Below are 18,389 nucleotides of genomic sequence, written 5' to 3' on the forward strand. Positions count from 1 at the left end.
GAGTCTAGTAGTCTAGGCTCCTTCACTCGAAAAACTTGGCTTTGTTTCTGTTTCAACTTTTTTTAGGCGACCATTTACTTCATGGAAATCGTCATCAAACTTTGTTAAAGATTCTTCAAACGTATCAATAAATTCAGGACCATAAATGTGACGCAATATACTAGTGAGCTCAGATAATTCCGGAAATTTACCGTACAAATCCTTTATTGGGATAGCGCCTTCGAATACACCGTATGTGTCTGGTTTATAAACTTCTAATGTTTGAAGAAACAAATCATGACCTGCATTTGTTAAGCATACATACGTGTTTCGTTTATCGTTTTCCTTTTTTGAGAAATGCAAAAGACCACGTTCTTCTAATTTTTTTGAAAAATTAAAAGCAGTGGATACGTGCATCACTCCAAACTTAGCGATATCTGATATGGAAGCACCATCTAGATGATACGCAATCCAAAGAATATGGTGCTCATTAATATTAAGGTCAAAAGGCTTAATCCACGTTTGCCAATCTTTTTCAACTGATTTCCATAATGCTTTGCTTAATTGTGCTACCTTATGGCTAAAAAGCACCGATTGTTTTAAGGAGCTAGGTAATTGGTGATCCATCATTCTCCTCCTACTACGTTTAATAAACTCTCATTCTACTCCCATTACTATTTTCAAATATTTTGTTCTTTACATTATGCCAATAAATCGGCCAAAAAGAAAGAGAAAAGTTTGTGAATTTTAAGTTTTTTGAAAATTACCGATATTTATTTAATAGCATCAATCAAGTGCCTTCCTTGATTGTTCTACATTTTTTTGTAATGCCTCAATATCTTCTTTTAATTTAGTTAAAGTGGGTTCTACATCACTTCGCCAGTGATCAACAGACTTTTTTACTTCTTCCCCAACCGAGTCAAACGCATCTTTGCTAAGCTTTGCCGTCGTTTTAAGCTGGACCGAAGCCGCTTTGCTGTCCGTAGCAATTTGTGCAAGATCTTTCTGCCATCTTGAAGTGGTTACCTTGCAATTTTGCCGTAGTTTCTTTCCTGAAGCTGGTGTCGTTAAAAGTGCTGCTGCACTTGCAATTAAGGACCCAGCAATTATGCCAGATAATAAAGATTTTCCATTCATAAAGCTTATTCTCACCTTTCTTCTAGGTTCTGCCTGCCTCTTTCTAAGCATATATATCAAGGATAAGGAGGCGGTAAGATGGAGGCACTTATCTTATTGTTAATATCAGTCTGTTTACTCTCATTGTACGGTCTTGTCTATGTGTCAATTAGGTTAGTTGGAGACGTCAAAAGCAATGAGAAAAATGAGTTTAAGCAATCTCTTTTTTATATGATTACCTTTTTGCTTATTAGTGGATTAAGTGTTGCTTTCTTACTCCTATATTAAAGCAGTGGTTAGGTAGCAAACCTAACCACCAAGAACAATTAGTTTTGTAAACGAAATGAATCCATATACTCTCGTAATGCTTCGCAAGCTTCAAGAGGTACAGCATTATACGTTGATGCACGACATCCTCCAACAGAACGATGTCCGTTTAACCCAACAAATCCAAGTTCTTTTGCTTTCGCTAGGAATTTTTTGTTGTCATCTTCTGTTGGCAAATTGAATGTAATGTTCATGAGGGAGCGAGCATTCTGTTCGGCATGCCCTTTATAAAAACCATTGCTTTCATCAATGCCATCATAAATAAGTTTTGCTTTTTCTTCATTGCGCTTTTCAATGGCTTGAACCCCGCCTTGTTCTTTTACCCATGTTAATACTTGATTCAACATATAAATAGAGAAAGTTGGAGGTGTATGATACAAAGAATTGCTGTCAGCATGTGTCTGGTAGCGTAATATTGTCGGCACATGGTCAACGTTTTCTTCAAGAAGATCTTCACGAATAATCGCTACTGTAACACCTGATGGACCGAGATTCTTTTGAGCACCTGCATAAATGAGTCCAAACTGTTCTATATTGATCGGACGGGAAAGGATATCGCTCGACATGTCAGCAATAAGAGGTGCATGACTTATTGTAGGGAAGTCTTTCCATTGTGTCCCATAAATCGTATTATTTGAAGTTAAGTGCACATAAGCATCTTGATCGTTGAATTGTAGGTCTGCTACATTCGGGATGGATGTATAGTTGCCCTCTTTTGTAGACCCTCCAATAGCAGTCTCTCCAATTAATTTTGCTTCTTTTAGTGCTTTTTCTGACCAAGAGCCGGTTAAGATGTAATTTCCTATTTTTCCTTCTTTTAAATATTGAAGAGGAAGCATAGAAAATTGCAAGCTTGCTCCACCTTGAAGAAAAAGAACTTTGTATTGATCTGGAATGTTATAAAGTTCTTTTAATAAGTCAATCGCGTTTTGGTGGACGGCTTCGTATTCTTTACTGCGATGGCTTAATTCCATCACTGACATACCCGTACCATTAAAATTTGTTAATTCGGTTTGTGCTCTCTCTAATACTTCTTTAGGTAACGCAGATGGCCCAGCATTAAAGTTATAAACTGCTGTCATGTTCTCTCCACTCCTTTATCTCTTCACCACGTTAATAACATAGATTGTCATTATCGTACCATAACTACACGAAGAATGAACGAATTTTTTTAGTGTTTTCAGAAAGTTGCATTTTCACTATGTATTTAGAGAAAAGGCTGTCTCATTGAAATCCCTAGTCTAATGAAGACAGGTTCAAATGAGACAACCTTTTTGTTAAATAAATATGAATTAATGTTTTGGAAAGAAAACAGAAATTTCTTTCGCTATTTGCTGCAGATCTTCACTTTTGTATTCTGCACTATGGTCTTTCCAAACGGCTCCAAATCCGTCACCTTTCCCATAACGTGGGATCAGATGTACATGAAAATGGTAAACGGTTTGTCCAGCAATTTCACCATTGTTGTTAACAATGTTTAACCCCTCAGCCTCGTACGTATGTTTTACAGCTTTTGCCACCTTAGGAACAGCTTCAAAAACATGTTTTGCACTCTCTTCCGAAAGGTCGAACAAATCACGATGGTGAGCTTTCGGAATGACTAACGTATGCCCTTTTGTGACTTGACTAATATCTATAAAAGCTAGTACGTGTTCATTTTCATATACTTTTGAAGCTGGAATCTCTCCATTTACAATTTTACAAAAGATACAATTTGAATCGCTTGTCATCAAATCACCTTCCCAATATTTGTCTAGATTTACTATACATGAGTCGTTGTCCATCATGCAAGTTAGCGGTAATTAAAGTAACTAATTTAGGAAGGGTGTTTGCATGCTTGGTTGTTTCAGTGGTTGCTGTCGTTCTATTACGTAAAAAGCGAGAAGGAGTCCGAAGAGTGGTCAAGTTCGGACAGGGTACTAGAAAAAAGCGAGAAAGAGTCCGAAGAGTGGTCAAGTTCGGACAGGATACTTAGAAAAAAGCGAGATAGTGTCCGAACAGTGTTCTAATAAAATCAGAAAAAAAAGTGTGTCGAAGAAAGCAAGCCTTTGTCAGGAGACTAGAGAATCTCTGATAACTTTTGGTAAGATAAGGAGTGAAGGAGTTGTTGCAAAAATGTCAGAGGTTTTGAAAATAGATGGAATAACGGGTGGATACCATCCGAAAAAACCGGTCTTACATGACGTGAATTTTCACGTGAATGAATCTGAGATTGTTGGGTTGATTGGTTTAAATGGTGCCGGAAAAAGTACAACGATTAAACATATATTAGGACTATTACAACCGGAAAAAGGACAAGTCATGATAGAAGGGAGAACGTTTCAGGATGATGTAAACGAGTATCGTAGATCGTTTGCGTATATTCCAGAGACTCCGATTTTATATGATGAATTAACTTTGTGGGAACATTTAGAACTGACCGCTTTGGCTTACGGGTTGAGAAAGGATCTTTTTGAAGAGAGAGCGGAAAAACTACTTGAGGAATTCAGAATGGTTAAAATGAAGAAGTGGTACCCAAGTCACTTCTCAAAAGGTATGCGTCAAAAAGTCATGATCATGAGTGCTTTTTTAATAGAACCGCCTGTTTATATTGTGGATGAACCAATTGTGGGACTTGATCCAATTGGAATTCAGTCCTTTTTAACGTTTTTGAATGATATGAGAAATAAAGGCGCGGCGGTGTTAATGTCGACTCATATACTAGCAACGGCAGAACGTTATTGTGATCGCTTTGTGATTCTTCATCAAGGCAAGGTTGTATTAGAAGGGACATTGGCTGAAATGCGCAAAAGTTTGCAACTTCCACAAGCAACGTTAGATGACATTTATATTGAAATGACAAAGGAAGAACGAGTATGAAAAACGGTATGACACTTTGGAAGGAACGGGTAAGCGCCTATTGGAATATGGCGATACGCTATTTGCGATTGATCGGAAATAGCGGATTTTTATTTACGCTTTATGTTCTCATTATTATTGGAAGTTACTATTATAGTGTGTTTCTTGATTGGCTTCCAGAAACGTTCCCGGCTGTCTGGGTATTTGTCGCTGTATTTGCTCACTTTTTAACGAGAAGTGGTGTTAGAACCTTTGTGAAACCGGCTGATGTTGTGTTTTTACTACCATACGAATCGAAATTAGGATCTTATTTTCAAGCTTCAAAATGGTATAGCATCGGTTTGCAAAGTGGAGTGATTTTGCTTGTATTGGTCGTGTTATCTCCTTTGTTTGCAAAGTATTTAGCAAATGATGCAGGGAGTTTGCTTATTGTTCTTATTTTATTAGTAATAGCAAAAGCGTGGAATGTTTTTGCTAGCTTTGAGGAACAGCGTTTTCAAAGTGAAGTTAGTAGACAATCTCACTTTTTACTAAGAGGAATGGTGAATATTGTTTTCACGTATCTTTTGTTTTCTGGAGCAGGCTTATTGTATCTTCTTACTCTTTATGTCATTATGGCCGCTCTTTATTGGTTTTATTATCAATCAATCGCGAAGCAACTATCGATTAAGTGGGACCATCTGATTGAAGTGGAGCAAGGAATGCTTTTATTCTTTTATCGGATTGCCAATGCGTTTACCGACGTTCCGCAATTACGAAATAAGGTGAAGCCAAGAAACCATCTATCCTGGTTATTGCACGTTCTCTCAGATTCGAGTAAATCAGTTTATCATTATTTGTTTGTTAGGTCATTTATAAGAGCCAATGACTATCTTGGGATTTTCATTCGTCTTGTTGTCATTGCAGCCATTATACTAGTGGCATTGCCAACTGGGTGGCTTCAAATAGTTGTTCTTCTATTGTTTATGCATATGGTTACCAATCAACTTTCTACGATTTGGTTTCATTATGATACAAATATGTGGGTCGATTTATACCCAGTCGAGGCTCAAGAAAAAACAGATGCGTTAACGCAAGTAACGTTTCGATTATTGCTTTTGATGACGGCTATTCTCACAGGGGTATTGCTCGTTTCTTCATCTGTTTTTATGGCTGGATTGGCAATCATTGTTGGTGGGCTTTACAGTTACATTGGTAGTCATCAATTGATTCATAAACGAAAAAAATAGTCATGATCTTCTACATTCGTGCATCAATAAGGACAAAGGGAAATTTGCAGGAGGAGTGGAAGAAATGTACGAAAAAGAAATTGAGGAAGAGTTATCACGATGGAAAAGGAAACTATCGAAACGACCATCTGTCCTTGGACGTTATACAAAAGGGTTGCAGTCCAAAATGAACCGCTATGTTCCAGAAAAAATTCATTCCATCGTGACAACGAGTATAAAAAATATGGTTCATGCGACGCTGGTTGGTTCTGAATATACGACGAAAAAGCAGCCAGAACGCGCTTTAAGCTTACAGCAAAGAGAAGAAAAAGTAGAAAAGTTAGTAACATCCTATAAACGTACGGCTGCGTTAGAAGGAGCAGGAACCGGTGCAGGGGGGATTTTGCTTGGGATGGCCGACTTTCCATTGTTGCTTAGTATTAAAATGAAATTTTTGTTTGATGTGGCGTCAGCGTATGGATATGATGTTCGCGATTATCGTGAACGTTTGTATGTCCTTTATCTTTTTCAACTCACCTATGCAAGGGAAGAGAAGCGGATGGATTTATTAAGACAGCTAGAAGAATGGGAAGAGAAAAAAGAGCTTCTACCGGAGAAAGAAGAGTATTTAGCAACATTTGATTGGAAGACGTTTCAGCTTGATTACCGTGATTATATTGATTTACCGAAAATGCTTCAAATGATACCAGGATTTGGAGCAGTCGTTGGAGCTGCTGCGAATTATCGGTTTCTAGATGCATTGGGGGAAACAGCTATGAACGGGTACCGCATTAGGTGGCTCGCTTCCTTACCAAACAAAGAAAGAGGATAACTCAATGTTGAGTGATCCTCTTTCTCTTTTTTATTGGCGGTTCTCTTAAATCGTAAAAGGAAGAGATTGAGCGAGTCTAGCTAAGTAAGCCGAGATTACCGCAAATTGTCCTGTGAAAAGCAAAATTCCTAAGACGACCATGATTCCGCCACTTACTTTTTGAATCGTTGGAAGCCAGCGGTTTAAGGCACGTACTTTGTTTAAAGATCTTGACCATAATAGAGCAACTAAAAGAAAAGGAATGCCTAACCCAATAGAGTAAATGAATAGCATAAACATTCCGGACCACATCGTTTCTGCTTGACTGGCCAGAACGAGAATGGAGGACAAAACGAGACCAATACAAGGTGACCATCCTGTACCAAATAAGAAACCGAGAAGAACTGAATTGGCAAAGCTTGCGGTTTTCTTTGGTTTTACTGCCAATTTCTTCTCACTTAGCAGCATACGTATAGAAATAACACCCATCATTTGCAAACCAAATACCGCAATAACAATGCCTCCAATTTGTTCAAACAATTGTCTGTTTCCTAAGAAGGCTTGACCAATAAAAGTTGAAGACAATCCGAGAAGGAGAAAAATGATGGTGAAGCCTAAAATGAAACCCGCACTTCTCGAAAGGATGATTTTTCGATCGGCGTTTATTTGATTGTCAGAGATATTTGTTCCTGTTAGCTGAGCCAAATAGGCTGGCACTAAAGGAAAAACACAAGGAGATAAAAACGAAACGACACCAGCTAAAAAAGCAAGCCATATAGTAACTTCTGTCATCCTTAACACTTCCTTATTATGAATTCCTTAACGAAAAAATGAGATCATATTTTAGTCTATTCTAGTCCATTTAGAGAATATGATTCAATCTTAACCCTTCAACATTATACATGATTTTGGTGACTGAAATGAATGATTGCTTAAACGTTCACTGAAAGGTCAGATTCAGATTCGTTGGAATCAGCCTAAGGCGGAGTGAAAACCATTCTACAGATTGGCTTCTTTTCTTTTGGTCTTTCCTATAATAAGTACATAGAAGAAAAGGAGGAAATAGCAATGAACAAAGGAGCTAAAGTGTTCGGAGGAATTTTACTTATCTTTATTGGAGTAAATATTCTTCTCGGAATGATCGGGATAAATGTTGGAGGTTTGTTAGGACTACTTATTGGAGGTGGACTACTTTACTGGGGTTATTCAAAATGGCAGGAAACGGGAAAATGGTCTTTCTCAAGTATTTTGTTAGTTGGGTTTGGGGCTTTGCTTCTATTAGGAGGTCTTGGAGGGATCATAGGTTTAATTATAGGAGCTTTATTAGTATATGGAGGCTATAAACTTATAAAGTCAAAGGAACAGGTTGAAGAGAAGATGGAAAAGAAAAAAACAACGTACGATACGATTGACGAAGAATTTACAAAGTTAATGAAGGAAGGGAGTTAATAATATGTTAGCAACTAGACTAAATCAAATCATGAAGGCGTATATAAATGAAGGGTTAGAAAGAATAGAAGATCCAGCAATCATGGTTAAGCAATACATGAGAGATGTAGGAGAGCAAGTAGAGAAAGCGGAAAGAGATCTTCTGAAACTCATGAAAAAAGAGACTCAATTACAAGAGGAGTTGAACATGGCTCAACAGTTGATTAAAAAACGGGAAGAGCAAGCGGAGCTAGCTATTAAAGCTGACAATGAAGAGTTAGCAAGAAGGATCCTTTTTAATAAAAAAGAAGTTTGGAACGAGATGAAACAGATCGAGCAACATAGTGCTGAGACGAAAAAAAAGATTCCAGACAAAGAGGCAGAGCTAGAGCAACTTCAATTAAAATATGATCAATTGCAGGAGAGGCAAATGGAATTGATTGTTCGCGTGAAAGGTGTAAAAGAAAATGAAAGGATCACTGCGAAACATGAAGAAACAACACTGAACAGTAAGGCTACTGTTCAAAAATGGGAGAAAGTACAGGATATTGATCTTGAAATAGAGAAGTTAAAAGCGAAAATGCAGGCCGATGGATAACCGATTTGAGAGGGAGTTTATTTAGAAATTAACTAAACAACTCCCTTCCTTTTCATGTACAATAATATATACTTTTTGTTTGTACTAAACGGATAACCATACAATTATCGAAGGAGGAGGATGATGAGGATTCTATTAGGAGTCATCTTAATTGGTGTCGGTTTGTTTCTTCTTTTTGTTACCGTTTCCCCCATTACCAGCCTAAAAGCAGTGAAGATCGGGGAGACTTTAACGACTGAGGTAGTTCCGTATGACTCACTGGTTTTCTCTAGTAAATCAGTAGATTGGGAATTTGAGAGTGGAGATTATGAGTCAATGTCAATTGAACTCGTCCATCACCGAAAAAATGTAAAGATAAGGTCGAAAGAAAGAAATGGAACGCTGGAGATAGAAGTGGACGAACCAAGATTTCATTTTTTTCGCTTCGGACATAGAACAAAAGCCCTCGTCACTCTTCCTAACACCTATTCAGGAGATATAGATATAGGAAGTGTCTCAGGATCGATTGGATTAAAAGGTCAATACACACTTGGAGACGTCAATGTAAAGTCCGTATCTGGTGATATATTTAGTGATACAGTAACGAGTGAGTCTATTATGGTGAAAACAACATCGGGTGATATCGACTATAAAAAACTGGTGGCTAGTGAGAAAATTATGCTTGAGAGTGTATCTGGTGATATAGTAGCTGACTCAGTCATTGGTCCAGTTGATGGCAAAACTGTTTCTGGTGATATTGATCTTCGTTTTGATGAAGAAAATAAACGAATACAGCTTAATACGGTATCAGGAGATGTTGATATACATGTAAGGAATGGTAATGCTGACTTAGACTTACAAACCGTTTCTGGAGATATTCATATGGGCCACTTGCCCCAAGCAAGGCTAAAAGCGAAGAAATTTACAGGACTATTAGGAGAAGGGCAATACCCATTAATTATAAAAACAACATCTGGAGATATACGAATTCATGAAAGATAAAAAGAAAGGAGTGGGAGCTTGAAAAAGCAAACGTTCATAGGTCTTATTCTCGTTATCATAGGTTTTAACATTTTATTAAATACGATCAACCTCTCTTTAGGCTCTTTTCTTGCTCCACTCATTTTCTTAATGATTGGTTTATTTTTATACAAGCGTCGCCATCATTTTATCAGTGCCATTTTCTTTTTTATTAGTGCAAGCATCATCTTTGACCAATTTTTAGGTATGAATTTTATGGGTCTTCTTCTAGCTTTTGTGGCTTTGTATTTTGGAATTAAGCTTGTTCGTTCGCCTAAGGAAAGAAAGAGGACGAGAAAAGAGAAGAAAGGCAAGATAGAAGAGCTTGATGAAAAAATAGAAAAGAACGTGAAAAAGAAGGAAGAAAAAGAGTTTGGCTCAGTCATTGAAAATCGAGAGACAAAACAGTTCTCAGATGACCACGTTGTGTATACTCCTTCAATTAGAAAAAGTTTGATAGGAGAAGTTCATTATCTTGGAGAACCGTTTGAATTACATGATTTAACAATATGGAACGGTATTGGTGAAGTACGAATTGACTTATCAAAAGCGATTATCCCTGAAGGAGAAACGGTTATTTTTGCTCAAACCCTTATTGGACGATTGATATATATGTTCCAGACGACATAGCGATCGTTATTCAAGCAACGTCAACAATTGGGGAAGTCTCAATTTTCCACGAAAGCCATGGAGGAATCAATCAACAAATTAGTATGGCAACGAAAGAATATAAACAAGCTCCAAGGCGTGTCAAGCTCATCCTCTCTACGTTTATAGGTGAAGTGAAGGTGAGAGCGGTATGAAAAAGCGATTGGCGAGTATTAGGTGGCAGTTTATCCGTTATAGCATAATCGTTGCTTTTATTTTAGCGTTTTTGTTGCTTTTTTTGTTAACGTATCATGAACCGCGTGGATTGATTACCATTTTCGATCGGAAGTTAATGGGAATTCCACTTTTCTTCTGGTTTATTGCCATTATTTTTGTAACTGGATTTGTTGGTGGATACGTACAAGCAGACCCGATTCGAAAACGTGTCGATCAGCTAGTTCACGGAGCTCTTAGGTTTGAAAGAGGTACGTTTACACACCGTGTAGAAATTGAAGGAGAGGACGAAATTGCGGAGCTTGGCAAACGACTAAATGTCATGGCTCAAAATTTTGAAGAACAAGTGGCTTCCCTCCAACGTCTTTCTGGTGAAAGAGCCGAAATGAAAGAGACAATCAAAAAAGCAGCTGTATCTGAGGAGCGGCAACGACTAGCAAGAGATTTGCATGATGCCGTTAGTCAACAGTTATTTGCGATATCGATGATGACAGCTGCCATTAAACAAACGATGATGCAAACGTCAGAGCAAGCGGTTGACCAAGTCGAAATGGTGGAAAAGATGGCTAATACCGCACAGGCTGAGATGCGTGCTTTGCTGTTGCATTTAAGACCAGCGCATCTAGAAGGGAAAAGTTTAAACACGGGAATTCACCAACTGTTTCAAGAAATGAAAGACAAGTATGAAATGGATGTTGCTATCACCATTCAAGAAGACATGAATATACCAAAAGGGATAGAAGATCAAATCTTTCGCATGGTTCAAGAGGCGATTTCTAATGTTCTTAGACATGCAAAGGCGACACAATTAGAGTTACAAATTAAGCAAACAACACAAGAACTTAAAATCAAGTTAATTGATAATGGAATTGGCTTTGATGCAAAACATGTTCAACAAAACTCTTACGGGCTACATACGATGCGAGAGCGAATGACAGAGATTGGTGGAACGTTGCAAATAGTCTCTGTACCTAAAAAAGGAACACAAATTGAAGCGATTATTCCGATTGCATGGAAGGGTGAATAAAATATGATTCACGTTTTGTTAGTCGATGATCATGAAATGGTACGAATGGGCTTATCTGCCTATTTATCCACGTTAGCTGATATTCAAGTCGTTGGACAAGCGAGTAATGGGGTAGAAGGAGTTCAGGCTGCCATTCAATTAAAGCCTGATGTTGTGTTGATGGATTTAGTTATGGAAAAAATGGATGGAATTGCAGCTACAGCTGAAATTGTTAAAAAGCTTCCAACATGCAAGGTGATTGTTCTTACAAGTTTTATTGATGATGACAAAGTGTACCCCGTTATTGAAGCTGGGGCATTTAGTTATTTGCTTAAAACATCATCTGCATTAGAAATTGCAGATGCGATTCGAAGAGCCGTAGACGGGAAACCAGTTGTAGAAGAAAAGGTAACAAATAAAATGATGAATCGAATGAGAGGAAATAGGGAAAAGCCACTGCATGATTCGTTAACGCCAAGAGAAAGAGAAGTCCTTGAATTAGTTGGCGTAGGAAAAAGCAATCAAGAGATTGCTGATACGTTATTTATTGGAATAAAGACTGTCAAAACGCATGTTAGTCACATCTTGCAGAAGTTAGAATTAGAAGATCGAACACAGATGGCCGTATATGCCCATCGTGCTGGACTAGTGAAGTAAAAAACTTAGTGAAATGGAGAGAGATTACTCGAATCCTTCAGGAAATAGAGGGAGGCCACTGAAAAAGTGCCTAACTGCCGCATGGGAATGACACTCCGCTTTCCGCGGGTGCCCGGTGAGCCTCCTCGGCTGTGTACTGCCTGCGGGGTCTCACACGTGGGTCACTGCTCCCGCAGGAGTCTCCGTGTCATTCCCATACTAGGGTTAATTGTACTTATCTTAAACTTGTTACTCTTTTTCATTTAAAAGCTTTTTTATTCTCTTGAGGTTCACCGCAAATATTGTGTTAGTTGCTTGAATTTGCATACCAAATAACCCGAAGATCATGCAAATTTTAACTAGTTTCGATGTTTTAACTCATTATTTATCGATCTTAAACGTCGTTACAAATGAAGGGCGAGGAAAGACTGTTTTTGGTAAAGCGGAAGCTGTTCCTCTGTTTTTATGAGCATTCTCATATGATTTAGATGTTTGCCAATTGTTAAACGACTCTTCATCATCCCAAATGGTCATAATGGCATATGTATCATCACTAAGTGGACGTAAAATTCGAATCGCTTGAAACCCTGGCTCTCCTTCTACTAATCCTGCTCTATTTTGAAAGCGTTCTTCAAAACCTTGACGTCCTTCCTCACTTACAGGAATGTTATTTATGACAACAAATCCACTATTGTGAATGGTTCCCGTCTCACTTAGAATTTCATAGTTTTTTGCCTGGTCATTATCTGTTTCTTCTTCTACATACACATACATTTCTGATTCCCCATGCATCTTTACCCCGTTTGGTACATCTGTTTCATTCGTTAGTGGTCGCATACTTGCTTTTTTCATCTCGCCGTCCTCCTTGTTTGGTGTTGAAACGTAATACAGAGAATTTCGTATATAAGTGTAGCCGATAGGAGATTTCGAATGCAAATGTTACGAATGAAACAGAACGGGTATAGTAGTTAATAGAGGGGAGGTCGTAACACTGAAAAAGAAAATAGGCATTGGAATTATCGCCGTATTAGGCACGACATTATTTGCTCTTATTCTTTATCTAAGTATCTTGTTAGTAGGAAATTATATGATTGATGATCAGAAGCTCGTCATGAAGACGACATCTTCTCTAGTAAATGAAAATGGCGATGTACTCACACAACTTTTTGTAGAAAACCGGGAGCTCGTTTCTATACAAGACATTCCTATACATGTTCAGCAAGCATTTGTGTCAGTCGAAGATACAAGGTTTCATAATCATCAAGGAATTGACTTCCGTTCGATTGGAAGAGCACTGTACCGCGATATACTTGCAGGAGCTAGAGTTGAAGGCGGGAGTACCATTACTCAACAACTCGCCAAAAATGTATTTTTAACAAATGAAAAAACGCTACTTAGAAAAACGAATGAAGTAGTCATTGCTATGAATCTAGAGCGGAGATATAGTAAGGATGAAATTTTGGGAATGTATTTAAACCGTATTTATTTTGGCCATGGTGCATACGGAATACAAGCAGCTTCTAAGTTATATTTTAACAAAGATGTAGAACAACTAACGATTGAAGAAGGGGCTTTACTTGCTGGATTGCCTAAAGCACCTAATTCCTACTCACCAATTACGAATCCGGAGCGAAGCAAACAGAGAAGAGATCTTGTTTTGACGATTATGGAAAGGCAAGGATACTTAACTGCTGAAGAAGGAAAATACTTACGTGGAAGGACTTTGGGGATTAACTCGTATCAGCTTGAAGAAAATGCAGCTTATTTAACTTATATTGATATGGTGTTAGATGAGGCGAGTGAAAGATTTCATTTAACAAATGAAGAGGTACTAACAGGTGGGTATGAAATTATTGTACCAATGAATAAAGACATTCAAGAAGCTTCCTTTCAGAGGATTACAGATAGTGCTTATTTTCCTAAGGGAAATGAGAATGCTGAGGCCGCATTTGTTCTCATCGATTCCGAAACGGGTGGAGTCTTGGCTGTTCAAGGAGGGAGAGAATATGTTCGAATGGGCTTGAACCGAGTTAATGTCAAAAGGCAGCCTGGTTCGACCATTAAGCCACTGGCGGTATATTCTCCGGCCATGGAGCAGCATGAATTTGCTCCATATTCGATGTTAGTGGATGAATTGATTGATTATAATGGCTATAGTCCTAGAAATTATAATCAACAGTACACTGGGCAGATGACCATGTATGATGCAATTACTTCTTCTGCTAATGCTCCAGCCGTTTGGTTAATGAATGAGATTGGTATTGAAAATTCGGTTCACATGTTAGAGAAATTCGGGATTCAAACAAGCGACCAAGGACTAGCCATTGCTTTAGGGGGCTTATCTGAAGGGGTAACACCACTTGAACTCACTTCAGCCTATTCAGTATTTGCAACCAATGGCAATCGAATCGATCCGTATTTTATTAAAGCGATTTATAACAGAGATGGAGAAGAACTAGTTGGGGAAGAGAAGAAGTCAGAAAAAGTCGTTTCCACGCAAACGGCTTGGTATATGACGCGGATGCTTGAGTCGGTTGTAAATCAAGGTACGGCTCAAAAAGGGATGGTTACTACGCCTCTTGCTGGGAAAACCGGAACCACTTCTTATCCAGCAGTGGAAGGGGCTGCAATGGATGCTTGGTTTGTTGGATACACCCCAACAGTAGTAGGTTCTGTTTGGATGGGGTATGATGTTACAACAAATGATCGGTACTTGAAAGGGGGAAGTGAATATCCTACTGTTTTATTTAAGGATATTATCAATGACATACCGAGCTCGATGCGCCATGTTGTTTTCAATAAGCCGGCTGATGTAAAGGAGCTAGAGCCTCCGGTAGAGTTACCAATGATAACAGACTTAGCAGCAACTTTTTCAATGGGAGGCAGAGGGTTTTCGAGTATTCTCTTGCAGTGGAATGGGAACACTGATCAAAGAATTCATTATCGTATTTACGAGATTACGAATGATGACAGGAAACTGGTCGCAACCGTTGTAGGACAAACGGAATTTTACATTGCTAGTTCCAATCCCTTTACTTCAAAAAAATATGAAGTAGTCCCATTTGATTCCATTTCAGAACAAACTGGCTTTGCCTCCAATATCGCAGAAGTGAAATTTCGATTTGGCATTCATTAAGTACTGTGTAAGAGGGAAGCGATGAATGCCAGTTTTTCACCTAACCTCTATCAGGGACTGTTATATCGATAAATAAATATGTGTTCATTCGAATAGGGAAGGCAAATGTGTAAATTAATTTTCTTGTTTCTATATCAGTGTAGAGATCAGATAGAACCCCTTTTTGATTTCTCTCCATATTAACAATATTCTGAAGAAAATAAGGACGCCAACTCCAATTTTTATGTCGATGCTCGTTCTCGATAAACCACCTATCTTGATGGTACTTAATGTGATTCCCTGATAATTGATATCCAAGGCGGTTGCATATATAAAGTCGAAAACAACTGGAAGGAAGCTCTTTATAGATTTCTTTAAGTAGATCGTCGAAATCATGTATGTTGTTAGTGGAAGTGAAACTTACTTTAAGTTGTGTATTTAGACTTTCTTCTAAGGAGTATTTTTCATGGAGTTGAAGGATTGATTGTTCGATCAACTTCTCTAGTCGATCATGAAAAGTATGTAAACAATCTAGTTCCGTTTTCGGTTTGGGCATTGGTTTAGAAAAGAAATACCCTTGATAATATTGCGCTCCATGTTTCCATGCATTTTCAAGTAGTTGAACGCTCTCAATTCCTTCAAAAAGAAGCTCAGCACCAATTCGACGAGAAAGAATGGAAAGAGAATGCAAGACATCACGATGGGACTGGCTATTCTTGCTTTTTTGGACAATATCTAAATCAATTTTTAAGATGTGAGGCTGTAAAGAAGCGACTCTTTCTAAGTTACTAAATCCTTTACCAAAATCATCGACGGCAATTTTGCAACCTAGTTCACGATACTTATTTAATTTATCTAAAAAGAGTGAGTCGTTTTTAGAAAAATTAGCTTCGGTAATTTCTAAAATGAAATTCGCTGCTTTTACATTCGGATTCATACGAGTAACGTTACATAGTTGCTCATAAAAGATAAGATCTTCGTCATCAGAAAAAAATTCAGGGTTAATATTGAAGAAGAAACTTTTAGTTGAATCCGGATATGATTCAATCAGTTGAAGTGCTTTAGTACGAACACAGCGATCAGCTACTTTTTTATAAGAAAGTTTCACATCATCACGATAAAAATAACTGCCAAGACTATGGATGTTACCATCGAATTGATAACGGCCCAAAATTTCATAGCCAATAATCGTTTGCTTTTCAGCACCGACAATGGGCTGAAAGTACGATAAAATTTGTTCCGCACTTAATGTGGTAGGGATGGTGTTATTCATCATGTTCCTCCTGTGACTAATTCTGTTCTTTATTCTATCAAAAGATAAAAGTAGTAGCCTTTGTTTGTCTAATTATATTACATGGTTTGATAAAAGCCTATACATTCATCTATTTTATGACAGTTTCTCGAATTCACTATACGTGGGTACTTTTGCTCATTATAGTAGAGACATATAATATGCTTTTTTTTTATTATTCAAGTAGAATAACAAGTAAAGATGATAAAAGGAGTGGCACAATGGATCAGAAGGTTTTCAATGATACATTTTTAAAAGCTTGTAGAGGAGAAGCTCATGATCATGTCCCGGTTTGGTACATGCGTCAAGCTGGAAGATCTCAACCTGAATATAGAAAGATCAAAGAGGAATATTCTCTTTTTGAAATTACGCACCAACCAGAATTATGTGCGTATGTGACCAAGTTGCCTGTTGACCAGTATAACAATGATGCAGCAATCCTTTATAAGGACATCATGACACCGCTCCCAGCGATTGGTGTTGATGTGGAAATTAAATCAGGAATTGGACCGGTTATTGATAACCCAATTCGAACAAGAGCGGATGTCGAAAGGCTTGGTACGATTAATCCTGAAGAAGATGTTGCTTATGTATTAGATACGATCAAACTACTTCGTGAACAATTAACTGTTCCGTTAATTAGTTTTGGTGGTGCGCCATTTACCCTTGCAAGCTATATGATTGAGGGAGGACCATCGAAAAATTACAATAAAACAAAAGCTTTCATGTATGCTGAGCCACAAGCATGGCAGTTGTTAATGGATAAGCTAGGAGACATGACGATTACATACGTAAAGTCGCAAATAGCTGCGGGTGCTCAAGCGATTCAAATTTTTGATTCATGGGTAGGAGCTTTGAATGTGGCTGATTATCGTACATTCGTAAAACCGATCATGAATCGTATATTCGCAGAATTGAAACAAGAAAATGTACCTCTCATTATGTTTGGTGTGGGAGCAAGTCATTTAGCTAATGAATGGAATGACCTTCCATTAGATGTTGTCGGACTAGATTGGCGTTTATCGGTTCAAGAAGCAAGAGATTTAGGGATTAAAAAGACCGTTCAAGGAAACCTTGATCCTGCTATCCTGTTAGCTCCATGGGATGTAATTGAGGAACGTGCAAAGGCCATTCTCGATCAAGGAATGCAAAATCCAAACTTTATCTTCAACTTAGGTCATGGCGTTTTTCCAGAAGTTAGTCCAGCTACATTAAAAAAACTAACTGCATTTGTACATGATTATTCAATGAACAAGATGTAAAAAAGGTGTGAAAACAATGACAAAGAAAAAAATTGGTTTACTTGTAATGGCATATGGAACTCCAAGAAAAAAAGAAGAAATCGAGCCATATTATACACACATTCGTCGTGGAAGAAAGCCTTCTGATGAAGCTTTAGCAGATTTGACTGAACGATATGAGGCAATTGGAGGAATTAGCCCACTTGCAAAAATAACAGAAGACCAAGCGTATGGCCTTGAAGCGCAACTGAATAAGGATTTTGACGATGTTGAATTTAAAGCATACCTAGGACTCAAGCATATTGATCCATTCATTGAAGATGCCGTCAAACAGATGAAGGAAGATGGAATTGAAGAGGCTATCAGCATTGTCCTAGCTCCTCACTTTTCAACATTCAGTGTGAAATCTTATAATGGTCGTGCCCATGAAGAATCAGAAAACGTGGACGGACCAAAGATATATAGTGTTGAGAGTTGGTACAAAGAGCCATTGTTTATTGAGTATTGGGTCAAGCAAGTAAAGAAGACGATGGAGAAAATACAGAATCCCGAGACGGCATGTGTGATCTTTTCAGCGCATAGCTTACCTGAAAAAATTAAGGATTTGGGAGATCCTTATCCAGATCAATTACAAGAAACAGCTGATTTAATTGCTAAGGAAGCTGGAATTAAAAATTATACGATCGGATGGCAAAGTGAAGGAAATACTCCTGACCCGTGGCTAGGTCCAGACGTTCAAGATTTAACAAGAGATTTGTATAAACAGTACGGATATACATCAATGGTGTACTGTCCAGTTGGGTTTGTTGCGGATCACTTAGAAGTTCTTTATGACAATGATGTGGAATGTAAAGTAGTGACAGATGAGCTTGGAATCGATTATTATCGTCCAGAAATGCCAAATGCTAAACCTGAATTTCTTGAATGCTTAGCAGCAATTGTGAAAAAAAAGCTAGCAGAGAAAGAGTGATTCT

The 18,389-nt window shown here is 38.0% G+C and carries 19 protein-coding genes and 2 pseudogenes; 14 read left to right on the forward strand and 7 right to left on the reverse strand.

What is annotated here, in order from left to right:
* Positions 1–12: 12 nt before the first annotated feature.
* Both JCM9140_RS08385 and JCM9140_RS08390 read right to left on the reverse strand, forming a co-directional pair.
* Positions 13–606: an HTH-type transcriptional regulator Hpr gene (locus tag JCM9140_RS08385; RefSeq protein WP_034744929.1), complete on the reverse strand. Its 594-nt coding sequence runs from the start codon at positions 604–606 to the stop codon at positions 13–15.
* Between the two features lie 159 nt (positions 607–765).
* Entirely contained in the window at positions 766–1,116 is a 351-nt protein-coding gene (locus JCM9140_RS08390; RefSeq protein ID WP_034744931.1) for a YtxH domain-containing protein, read from the reverse strand.
* A 78-nt stretch (positions 1,117–1,194) separates the two neighbouring features.
* Here JCM9140_RS08390 and JCM9140_RS08395 point away from each other — a divergent pair, with 78 nt between their 5' ends.
* Entirely contained in the window at positions 1,195–1,383 is a 189-nt protein-coding gene (locus JCM9140_RS08395) for a hypothetical protein (protein WP_034744933.1), read from the forward strand.
* 38 nt (positions 1,384–1,421) lie between these two features.
* Here JCM9140_RS08395 and serC read toward each other — a convergent pair whose 3' ends face one another.
* Both serC and JCM9140_RS08405 read right to left on the reverse strand, forming a co-directional pair.
* Entirely contained in the window at positions 1,422–2,504 is a 1,083-nt protein-coding gene (gene serC, locus JCM9140_RS08400; protein WP_034744934.1) for a 3-phosphoserine/phosphohydroxythreonine transaminase, read from the reverse strand.
* A 210-nt stretch (positions 2,505–2,714) separates the two neighbouring features.
* Positions 2,715–3,152, reverse strand: coding sequence for an HIT family protein (locus JCM9140_RS08405; protein ID WP_034744936.1), 438 nt, complete (start codon positions 3,150–3,152; stop codon positions 2,715–2,717).
* Positions 3,153–3,537: 385 nt separating this feature from the next.
* On the opposite strand from JCM9140_RS08405, the gene JCM9140_RS08410 reads away from it, so the two are divergent.
* The 3 genes from JCM9140_RS08410 (at position 3,538) to JCM9140_RS08420 (ending at position 6,300) form a co-directional block, all read left to right on the forward strand.
* Positions 3,538–4,281 (forward strand): ABC transporter ATP-binding protein, encoded by a 744-nt coding sequence (locus JCM9140_RS08410; RefSeq protein WP_034744938.1) that lies wholly within the window; start codon positions 3,538–3,540, stop codon positions 4,279–4,281.
* The gene (locus tag JCM9140_RS08415; RefSeq protein WP_034744940.1) at positions 4,278–5,489 is read left to right on the forward strand and encodes an ABC transporter permease; all 1,212 of its coding nucleotides are present in this window, start codon (positions 4,278–4,280) and stop codon (positions 5,487–5,489) included. The genes JCM9140_RS08410 and JCM9140_RS08415 overlap by 4 nt, the downstream gene beginning before the upstream one ends.
* 64 nt (positions 5,490–5,553) lie before the next feature.
* A complete protein-coding gene (locus tag JCM9140_RS08420; RefSeq protein ID WP_034744942.1) occupies positions 5,554–6,300 on the forward strand; it encodes an EcsC family protein in 747 nt (248 codons plus the stop codon).
* Between the two features lie 45 nt (positions 6,301–6,345).
* On the opposite strand, the gene JCM9140_RS08425 is transcribed toward JCM9140_RS08420, so the two are convergent.
* Positions 6,346–7,071 (reverse strand): cytochrome c biogenesis CcdA family protein, encoded by a 726-nt coding sequence (locus JCM9140_RS08425; RefSeq protein ID WP_034744944.1) that lies wholly within the window; start codon positions 7,069–7,071, stop codon positions 6,346–6,348.
* Positions 7,072–7,347: 276 nt separating this feature from the next.
* Between JCM9140_RS08425 and JCM9140_RS08430 the strand changes: the two genes are divergently transcribed.
* From JCM9140_RS08430 to JCM9140_RS08455, 7 genes and pseudogenes are all read left to right on the forward strand, one after another.
* Positions 7,348–7,728, forward strand: coding sequence for a hypothetical protein (locus JCM9140_RS08430; protein ID WP_034744946.1), 381 nt, complete (start codon positions 7,348–7,350; stop codon positions 7,726–7,728).
* A gap of 4 nt (positions 7,729–7,732) precedes the next feature.
* The gene (locus JCM9140_RS08435; protein ID WP_034744948.1) at positions 7,733–8,305 is read left to right on the forward strand and encodes a PspA/IM30 family protein; all 573 of its coding nucleotides are present in this window, start codon (positions 7,733–7,735) and stop codon (positions 8,303–8,305) included.
* Between the two features lie 123 nt (positions 8,306–8,428).
* On the forward strand, positions 8,429–9,286 hold the full coding sequence (locus JCM9140_RS08440; RefSeq protein ID WP_034744950.1) for a DUF4097 family beta strand repeat-containing protein: 858 nt from the start codon (positions 8,429–8,431) through the stop codon (positions 9,284–9,286).
* Positions 9,287–9,304: 18 nt separating this feature from the next.
* Positions 9,305–9,577 (forward strand): annotated as a pseudogene (locus tag JCM9140_RS25385) (LiaF transmembrane domain-containing protein); the annotation flags it as partial.
* A gap of 153 nt (positions 9,578–9,730) precedes the next feature.
* Positions 9,731–10,107 (forward strand): annotated as a pseudogene (gene liaF / locus JCM9140_RS25390) (cell wall-active antibiotics response protein LiaF).
* Positions 10,104–11,153 carry a HAMP domain-containing sensor histidine kinase gene (locus tag JCM9140_RS08450; RefSeq protein ID WP_034744954.1) on the forward strand — a complete coding sequence of 350 codons (1,050 nt, stop codon included), beginning with the start codon at positions 10,104–10,106 and terminating at the stop codon, positions 11,151–11,153. Before liaF ends, JCM9140_RS08450 begins: the two are co-directional and overlap by 4 nt.
* 3 nt (positions 11,154–11,156) lie before the next feature.
* The gene (locus tag JCM9140_RS08455; protein ID WP_034744956.1) at positions 11,157–11,789 is read left to right on the forward strand and encodes a response regulator; all 633 of its coding nucleotides are present in this window, start codon (positions 11,157–11,159) and stop codon (positions 11,787–11,789) included.
* A gap of 360 nt (positions 11,790–12,149) precedes the next feature.
* On the opposite strand, the gene JCM9140_RS25035 is transcribed toward JCM9140_RS08455, so the two are convergent.
* A complete protein-coding gene (locus JCM9140_RS25035; protein ID WP_052002142.1) occupies positions 12,150–12,620 on the reverse strand; it encodes an antibiotic biosynthesis monooxygenase family protein in 471 nt (156 codons plus the stop codon).
* 139 nt (positions 12,621–12,759) lie between these two features.
* Here JCM9140_RS25035 and JCM9140_RS08465 point away from each other — a divergent pair, with 139 nt between their 5' ends.
* Positions 12,760–14,904 carry a transglycosylase domain-containing protein gene (locus JCM9140_RS08465; RefSeq protein WP_034744958.1) on the forward strand — a complete coding sequence of 715 codons (2,145 nt, stop codon included), beginning with the start codon at positions 12,760–12,762 and terminating at the stop codon, positions 14,902–14,904.
* A 40-nt stretch (positions 14,905–14,944) separates the two neighbouring features.
* Here JCM9140_RS08465 and JCM9140_RS08470 read toward each other — a convergent pair whose 3' ends face one another.
* Complete coding sequence (locus tag JCM9140_RS08470) at positions 14,945–16,156, reverse strand: EAL domain-containing protein (RefSeq protein ID WP_034744960.1); 1,212 nt, start codon at positions 16,154–16,156, stop codon at positions 14,945–14,947.
* A gap of 239 nt (positions 16,157–16,395) precedes the next feature.
* Here JCM9140_RS08470 and hemE point away from each other — a divergent pair, with 239 nt between their 5' ends.
* Together hemE and hemH are read left to right on the forward strand one after the other, a co-directional pair.
* The gene (hemE, locus tag JCM9140_RS08475; protein ID WP_034744962.1) at positions 16,396–17,436 is read left to right on the forward strand and encodes a uroporphyrinogen decarboxylase; all 1,041 of its coding nucleotides are present in this window, start codon (positions 16,396–16,398) and stop codon (positions 17,434–17,436) included.
* Between the two features lie 16 nt (positions 17,437–17,452).
* Positions 17,453–18,385, forward strand: a complete 933-nt coding sequence (gene hemH, locus JCM9140_RS08480; RefSeq protein ID WP_034744964.1) for a ferrochelatase — start codon at positions 17,453–17,455, stop codon at positions 18,383–18,385.
* The last annotated feature ends 4 nt before the right edge of the window (positions 18,386–18,389 follow it).

Origin of the sequence: Halalkalibacter wakoensis JCM 9140, assembly GCF_000513095.1 — a bacterium.
GTDB lineage: Bacteria > Bacillota > Bacilli > Bacillales > Bacillaceae_D > Halalkalibacter > Halalkalibacter wakoensis.

Bases quoted from the DNA above. Each gene is read 5' to 3' on its own strand.
- JCM9140_RS08405 (WP_034744936.1), bottom strand. From the start codon at position 3,152: ATGACAAGCGATTCAAATTGTATCTTTTGTAAAATTGTAAATGGAGAG.
- JCM9140_RS08385 (WP_034744929.1), bottom strand. From the start codon at position 606: ATGGATCACCAATTACCTAGCTCCTTAAAACAATCGGTGCTTTTTAGC.
- JCM9140_RS08390 (WP_034744931.1), bottom strand. From the start codon at position 1,116: ATGAATGGAAAATCTTTATTATCTGGCATAATTGCTGGGTCCTTAATT.
- serC (WP_034744934.1), bottom strand. From the start codon at position 2,504: ATGACAGCAGTTTATAACTTTAATGCTGGGCCATCTGCGTTACCTAAA.
- JCM9140_RS25035 (WP_052002142.1), bottom strand. From the start codon at position 12,620: ATGAAAAAAGCAAGTATGCGACCACTAACGAATGAAACAGATGTACCA.
- JCM9140_RS08395 (WP_034744933.1), top strand. From the start codon at position 1,195: ATGGAGGCACTTATCTTATTGTTAATATCAGTCTGTTTACTCTCATTG.
- JCM9140_RS08420 (WP_034744942.1), top strand. From the start codon at position 5,554: ATGTACGAAAAAGAAATTGAGGAAGAGTTATCACGATGGAAAAGGAAA.
- JCM9140_RS08470 (WP_034744960.1), bottom strand. From the start codon at position 16,156: ATGAATAACACCATCCCTACCACATTAAGTGCGGAACAAATTTTATCG.
- JCM9140_RS08440 (WP_034744950.1), top strand. From the start codon at position 8,429: ATGAGGATTCTATTAGGAGTCATCTTAATTGGTGTCGGTTTGTTTCTT.
- JCM9140_RS08410 (WP_034744938.1), top strand. From the start codon at position 3,538: ATGTCAGAGGTTTTGAAAATAGATGGAATAACGGGTGGATACCATCCG.
- JCM9140_RS08415 (WP_034744940.1), top strand. From the start codon at position 4,278: ATGAAAAACGGTATGACACTTTGGAAGGAACGGGTAAGCGCCTATTGG.
- JCM9140_RS08450 (WP_034744954.1), top strand. From the start codon at position 10,104: ATGAAAAAGCGATTGGCGAGTATTAGGTGGCAGTTTATCCGTTATAGC.
- hemE (WP_034744962.1), top strand. From the start codon at position 16,396: ATGGATCAGAAGGTTTTCAATGATACATTTTTAAAAGCTTGTAGAGGA.
- JCM9140_RS08435 (WP_034744948.1), top strand. From the start codon at position 7,733: ATGTTAGCAACTAGACTAAATCAAATCATGAAGGCGTATATAAATGAA.
- JCM9140_RS08425 (WP_034744944.1), bottom strand. From the start codon at position 7,071: ATGACAGAAGTTACTATATGGCTTGCTTTTTTAGCTGGTGTCGTTTCG.
- JCM9140_RS08455 (WP_034744956.1), top strand. From the start codon at position 11,157: ATGATTCACGTTTTGTTAGTCGATGATCATGAAATGGTACGAATGGGC.
- hemH (WP_034744964.1), top strand. From the start codon at position 17,453: ATGACAAAGAAAAAAATTGGTTTACTTGTAATGGCATATGGAACTCCA.
- JCM9140_RS08430 (WP_034744946.1), top strand. From the start codon at position 7,348: ATGAACAAAGGAGCTAAAGTGTTCGGAGGAATTTTACTTATCTTTATT.